At 55.5% G+C, this 290-nt stretch carries 1 rRNA gene; it reads right to left on the bottom strand.

The features are described from left to right. Positions 1–289: ribosomal RNA gene (locus ACLBYB_RS33320) — 23S ribosomal RNA — on the bottom strand; the annotation flags it as partial. Position 290 lies beyond the last annotated feature (1 nt).

Raw genomic sequence — 290 nt, 5'->3', positions numbered from 1 at the left:
CGCTCGCCACTACTGACGGAGTCTCGTTGATGTCCTTTCCTCCGGGTACTGAGATGTTTCAGTTCCCCGGGTTCGCTTCAAACCCCTATGAATTCAGGATTTGATACCTTCACATGACCAACCGTATGAGAGCCGCAGGTGACGTGAGTCACATGCAGCCGCCATACGGAAGGTCGAAGGTGGGTTTCCCCATTCGGAAATCCCTGGATCAAAGCTCGTTCGCAGCTCCCCAAGGCTTATCGCAGCGTACCACGTCCTTCATCGCCTCTCAGCGCCAAGGCATCCACCGA

The sequence above is a fragment of the Methylobacterium sp. D54C genome, assembly GCF_053345595.1.
The sequence above is the reverse complement of the archived record's forward strand: the minus strand, read 5'-3'. Positions and strand labels throughout refer to the sequence as shown.